1 pseudogene is annotated in these 582 nt (G+C 40.9%); it reads right to left on the bottom strand.

From position 1 onward, the window contains the following. Positions 1–80 precede the first annotated feature (80 nt). Positions 81–495, bottom strand: a pseudogene (locus R7044_RS26840) (ISAs1 family transposase); the annotation flags it as partial. Positions 496–582 lie beyond the last annotated feature (87 nt).

The raw sequence follows: 582 nt of genomic DNA, 5'->3' as shown, positions 1-582 counted from the left end.
AACGTCAAACCATCATCATGGTAAATTTCTTCCGTTTTCTTCCAATAAGAAATCATTCGAACACGCCATCAATTAATTTGCACGAGCTTGTTTGACGATGCATAAGCACTGATCATATGAATGGTGCTCGCCCTGTCTTCACGATTGTATGAGCCTCGAAGTGTTTTGCCATCAATCGCAATCACTTGACCTTCGGTAAGGGTGTGTATTGATGACATCCAGTTAATGAAGCATTCATGAAATGCTCGGGGTCAATCGTTGAGATTATTCGAGCAATCGTGTCATCAACAGGAACACTATGTAAAAACAGGCCATTGCGCTTAAACCAATTATGATGACCGAGAATGTATTCACGGATATCAAACCAACCTTTCGCACCAGCAATAACCGCACATAGCGAGCCAAAAGGACTTCGAAGAGGCAGTAAGTGACCTTAGGGATTTGGCGTAGATCAGTAATCGTTTGAAAATGTTCTTTGAAGTGATCGATGTGCATGATGCTTTCCCTAAAAAGGGAGTATAAGATCACAGCTAATAAATGGGATCGTCAAATTAGTCGTCATTTTGCTTAAAAAACGTTCAC

The organism is Vibrio sp. 1402, assembly GCF_033340275.1.
This window is presented reverse-complemented; position numbering and strand designations above follow the sequence as displayed.